We start from the raw sequence: 5,334 nt of genomic DNA, 5'->3' as shown, positions 1-5,334 counted from the left end.
AATTACAATTGGCATTCGAGGCCGCCCAGTCGGGCGGCCTCTTTGTTTTTATGCCTAATTTAACGACAAAAAGTCTGTATATTCTTTCTTAAAAAGGTCGAATGCTACTCATAATTGAGTACAGGAGCCAACCAGCGCTCTGTTTCTTCCAGGCTCATGCCTTTGCGCTTCGCATAATTCATTACCTGATCTTTCCCAATTTGCCCCAAACCAAAATACTTTGATTCCGGGTGAGAGAGGTACCAGCCACTTACCGAAGCAGCAGGATACATGGCATAACTTTCGGTAAGGATCATGCCCGTGTTGTTTTCTACATCCAGTAATTCCCAAAGGGTACGTTTCTCGGTGTGCTCAGGGCAAGCAGGATAACCAGGTGCTGGCCGAATACCTTGATACACTTCTTTGATGAAATCGTCATTGGAAAAAGACTCATCAGCGGCATATCCCCAGAATTCTTTGCGTACACGTTCGTGCATGCGTTCGGCCATGGCTTCGGCCAGGCGATCGGCAAGTGCTTTCAACATGATGGCATTGTAGTCGTCGAGTTCTGCTTCAAATTTTGCCACCCAAGGTTCGATCCCGATTCCTGCTGTAACGGCAAAAGCACCGATGTAATCTTGGGCTTTGCCTTTAGGCGCAACGAAGTCGGCCAGCGAGAAGTTGGGTTGGCCTGCTGCTTTGCGCAATTGCTGGCGCAACTGGTGCAATACCGCTTTTACTTCCTGGCGCTCATCGTCGGCATACACTTCGATGTCGTCATCATTGATTACGTTGGCCGGGAAAAGCCCAATCACAGCACGGGCACTCAGCCATTTTTCATCGATCACCCGACGCAAGAGACTGCGGGCATCGTTGTACAACTTTTGGGCTTCCACGCCCACAATTTCATCCTTGAGAATGGCCGGGAACTTACCCGCCATTTGCCAACTGCTGAAGAAAGGCGTCCAGTCGATGTAATCGCTCAGTTCTTCGAGGCTGTAATCTTCAAAAACGGTGATGCCTGCTTTTATCGGAACGGGAGGGTTGTAGCCCGTCCAATTGATGGGTATTTTATTTTCTTTGGCTTTATCGAGTTCAATGAACGCTTTGGAGGTCTGTCTGCCTGCACGTTGTTCGCGAATGCGCTCATAATCTTTGCGGGTTTCCAAAACGACGTTGTTGCGGTAATTTTGATCTCCACTCAGCAGTGCAGCGGCTACCCCCACACTGCGGGAGGCGTCCAGGACATGCACGACCGGGCCAGAATATTGTGGCTCGATTTTGACCGCAGTATGCGTTTTGGAGGTTGTTGCACCACCAATCAACAGCGGTAATTTGAAGCCCAAACGCTCCATCTCTTTGGCCATGTACACCATCTCATCCAAGGAAGGCGTGATCAGTCCGCTCAAACCAATGATGTCCACATTTTCTTCTTTGGCCTTTTTGAGAATCCTGTCCGCAGAAACCATTACGCCCATGTCGATGATGTCAAAATTATTGCAGGCCAAAACTACGCCTACAATGTTTTTGCCAATATCGTGTACGTCGCCCTTCACAGTAGCCAACAGGATTTTCCCTTTGGTGCTGCCGCCTCCAGCGGCTTTTTCTTCTTCGATGAACGGGGTGAGGTAAGCCACCGCTTTTTTCATCACCCGGGCGCTTTTGACTACCTGTGGCAAAAACATTTTGCCTGCGCCAAACAAGTCACCTACCACATTCATGCCGTCCATCAGCGGGCCTTCAATGACTCCCAGTGCATGGGGTAGGCTTTTGCGGGCTTCTTCTGTATCTTGGTCAATAAAATCAGTGATCCCTCTGACCAAGGCGTGAGTGATGCGTTCTCCGAGCGTGCCATCACGCCAGGCCAGGTCTTTTACCAATACCCGACCGCCATCGTTTTTGATGTTTTCAGCAAATTCGGTTAGGCGCTCGGTTGCGTCTTCGCGGCGGTTAAACAGTACGTCTTCAACGCGTTCCAGCAAATCTTTTGGAATATTTTCATACACTTCAATCATCCCCGCATTGACAATGCCCATGTCCATTCCAGCCTGAATGGCGTGGTACAAGAAAGCCGAGTGCATGGCTTCGCGTACGGGATCATTGCCCCGATAGGAGAAGGAAATGTTGCTCACCCCGCCACTGATTTTGGCGCCTGGGCAACGTTGTTTGATCTGGCGGGTAGCCTCGATGAAGTAAATGGCGTAATCGTTGTGCTCTTCGATACCTGTAGCCACTGCAAAAATATTGGGGTCAAAAATGATGTCTTGTGGTTTGAACCCGACTTGCTCGACCAAGATTTTATAAGCGCGTTCGCAGATCGAGACCTTGCGCTCGATGGTATCGGCTTGTCCGGCTTCATCAAAAGCCATGACCACAGCGGCTGCACCATAACGATGTACCAATTTGGCATGGTGGATGAAGGATTCTTCCCCTTCCTTGAGCGAAATGGAGTTGACGACACACTTGCCCTGTACACATTGCAAACCTGCCTCGATCACGCTAAACTTGGAAGAGTCGATCATGATCGGCAACTTGGCAATGTCCGGTTCAGACATCATCAAATTCAAAAACTCAACGATGGCTTTTTCAGAATCCAACAAACCTTCGTCCATGTTGACGTCGATTATTTGGGCTCCTGCTTCTACCTGTTGCTGCGCCACCACCAGGGCATCGTTGTATTTTCCTTCACGGATGAGGCGAGCAAACTGGCGGGAGCCAGTTACGTTGGTTCTTTCGCCAATGTTGATAAAATTGGTTTCTGGTCGAATGATCAGGGGTTCCAGTCCACTGAGCATGGTATAATTGGGTACCTGCGGAATCTGGCGGGGAGGCACACCTTTGACGGCTTCGGCCATGGCGCGAATGTGGTCAGGAGTTGTGCCGCAGCAGCCACCAATCATATTGACAAAACCGCTGGCCGCAAAATCGCGGATGTAAGCCTGCATTTCCAGCGCCGTTTGGTCGTATTGACCAAATTCGTTGGGCAAACCCGCATTGGGGTAAGCACTGATGAAAACATCGGCAATGTTGGACAAGGCTTCCACGTGGGGACGCATTTCTTCAGCACCCAGGGCGCAGTTCAACCCCACACTCAACAATGGAATATGACTCACTGAAATCCAGAACGCTTCAGCAGTTTGGCCCGAAAGGGTACGACCACTGGCATCGGTAATGGTGCCGGATATCATTACTGGCACGCGTGTTCCGAGTTCTTCAAACAATTGCTCGGTAGCAAACAAGGCCGCTTTGGCATTGAGGGTATCAAAGACCGTCTCGATCAGCAGAAGATCAGCTCCTCCTTCTACGAGGCCCTTTGCTTGCTCGTAGTAAGCTTCTTTTAATTCTTTGAAGGAGATAGCACGATAGCCAGGGTCGTTCACGTCTGGCGAAAGAGAAGCGGTACGGTTGGTAGGCCCCATGGCACCTGCTACGTAACGCGGTTTGCTGGGATTGCGTAAAGTATAGTCGTCGGCGCAGCGTTTGGCTACTTGTGCCGAAGCATAATTCAATTCATAAGCGAGCGCCTGCATTTCGTAGTCGGCCATAGCGATCCAGGTGCTCGAAAAAGTATTGGTCTCGATGATGTCGGCTCCTGCATCCAGGTAAGCGCGGTGAATTTCTTCGATGATTTGGGGCTGGGTAATGGACAACAAGTCGTTGTTGCCTTTGACATCTAAATGGAAGTCGGCAAAACGTGCCCCCCGGTAATCTACTTCACCAAGCTTATAGCGCTGAATCATGGTACCCATCGCACCATCTATGACGAGAATGCGCTGTTTGAGTAGTGCACGAATGTCTGGTTTCATCTTTTTTCGTTTTTGTGCAACAACGATAATGCTGAACGTTGAATACGACTAACCGTAAAATAACCCGGCTGGTTCGATTTTGACCTGTAAAAATAGAGATTTATTTGAACATGAAGGTGGAATGAAGACAATTGAATGATTTGGTCAAGCAGCTTGGCTTTTTATTTCAGCAACAAAAAACAAGTTCAAGAATGGGAAACCATATTTTAACTACCCTGAAGCCAACAAAAACCGAATCAAATAAAATTCAACTTTTTTTTGATGGCACTTGATTCCCTAACAAATATAACTGCCACAAAATCCAGCACTTAACATCCAGAGGTTCAGGAATAAATGAATGAATGTCAATATGTTAGCGCAAAAAGGTGTAAGAATTTAAATGAGAGTTAATTATCTTCGCGACATTATTACCCAAACAGAGTGAAAAACAGTAATCCTTGGCAGAGCATATTCATCCAATATTTGATCAACTCGTGCAAAGACAGGAGCGCGAGGCACGCTTGAATCAGCGGAGTAAGGTATTGTGGTTGACAGGGTTGTCTGGTTCTGGAAAAAGTACCATTGCCAAATACCTCGAACGCCTCTTGTTTGAAGAAGGATACCTTCCGCAAGTACTCGATGGCGACAACATCCGCTTTGGCATCAACAACAACCTGGGTTTTAGTACCGAAGACCGTCTGGAAAACATCCGGCGCATTGCAGAAATTTCCAAACTCTACCTCCATACCGGAGTCATTTGCATCAACTCTTTCATCAGCCCCAGCCGGGAAATGCGCGATCTGGCACGCAGCATCGTTGGCGCTGAAGATTTCATCGAAATATACATCAACGCCCCCATCGAAGTGTGCGAAGCCCGCGATGTAAAAGGCTTGTACCAAAAAGCCAGAGCAGGGCTCATCAAGGGTTTTACAGGTATTGATGACCCCTATGAAGCTCCCGAAAATCCAAATCTCGAAATTCGTACCGATCAATTGACCATCGAAGCATCTGCGGTGCTGATCATGGACTATTTGCGGCCCTTAATATCATTGCGTTAAACTTAACTGTTCAATCATATGGACTTTAACTACAACCTGAACCACCTCAAGGAATTGGAATCCGAATCGATCTTCATTATTCGCGAACTCGTGGCTCAGTTTGAAAATCCAGTATTGTTGTTTTCTGGCGGCAAGGATTCCATCCTGGTGACTTACCTGGCCATGAAGGCATTCTATCCTGCACGCATCCCTTTTCCACTGCTGCACATTGATACTGGCCACAATTTTCAGGAAACCCTGGATTACCGCGACGAATTGGTAGAGCGCATTGGTGCTCGACTTATTGTTGGTTCGGTACAAGAGGCCATCGATCAAGGCCGCATTGTAGAGGAAAAAGGCTACAATGCCAGCCGCAATTTTTTGCAAACTGCGGTGCTTTTGGAATCTATGGAGAAAGGCAAATACGACGCGGCCATTGGTGGTGCCCGCCGAGATGAAGAAAAAGCCCGGGCCAAGGAGCGTTTCTTTTCTCACCGCGACGAATTTGGTCAGTGGGATCCCAAAAATCAGCG

General features: G+C 48.3%; 3 protein-coding genes. 2 read left to right on the top strand and 1 reads right to left on the bottom strand.

What is annotated here, in order from left to right; genetic code table 11:
• Positions 1–104: 104 nt before the first annotated feature.
• On the bottom strand, positions 105–3,785 hold the full coding sequence (gene metH, locus ABW391_RS21050; RefSeq protein WP_353483888.1) for a methionine synthase: 3,681 nt from the start codon (positions 3,783–3,785) through the stop codon (positions 105–107).
• Between the two features lie 437 nt (positions 3,786–4,222).
• On the opposite strand from metH, the gene cysC reads away from it, so the two are divergent.
• Together cysC and cysD are read left to right on the top strand one after the other, a co-directional pair.
• Entirely contained in the window at positions 4,223–4,822 is a 600-nt protein-coding gene (cysC, locus tag ABW391_RS21045; RefSeq protein WP_353483887.1) for an adenylyl-sulfate kinase, read from the top strand.
• 18 nt (positions 4,823–4,840) lie between these two features.
• Positions 4,841–5,334: sulfate adenylyltransferase subunit CysD (gene cysD, locus ABW391_RS21040; RefSeq protein WP_353483889.1), on the top strand; the 494-nt coding region annotated here is incomplete at its 3' end.

This window comes from Haliscomenobacter sp., assembly GCF_040403615.1.
In the GTDB taxonomy this organism is placed as follows: domain Bacteria; phylum Bacteroidota; class Bacteroidia; order Chitinophagales; family Saprospiraceae; genus Haliscomenobacter.
The sequence above is the reverse complement of the archived record's forward strand: the minus strand, read 5'-3'. Positions and strand labels throughout refer to the sequence as shown.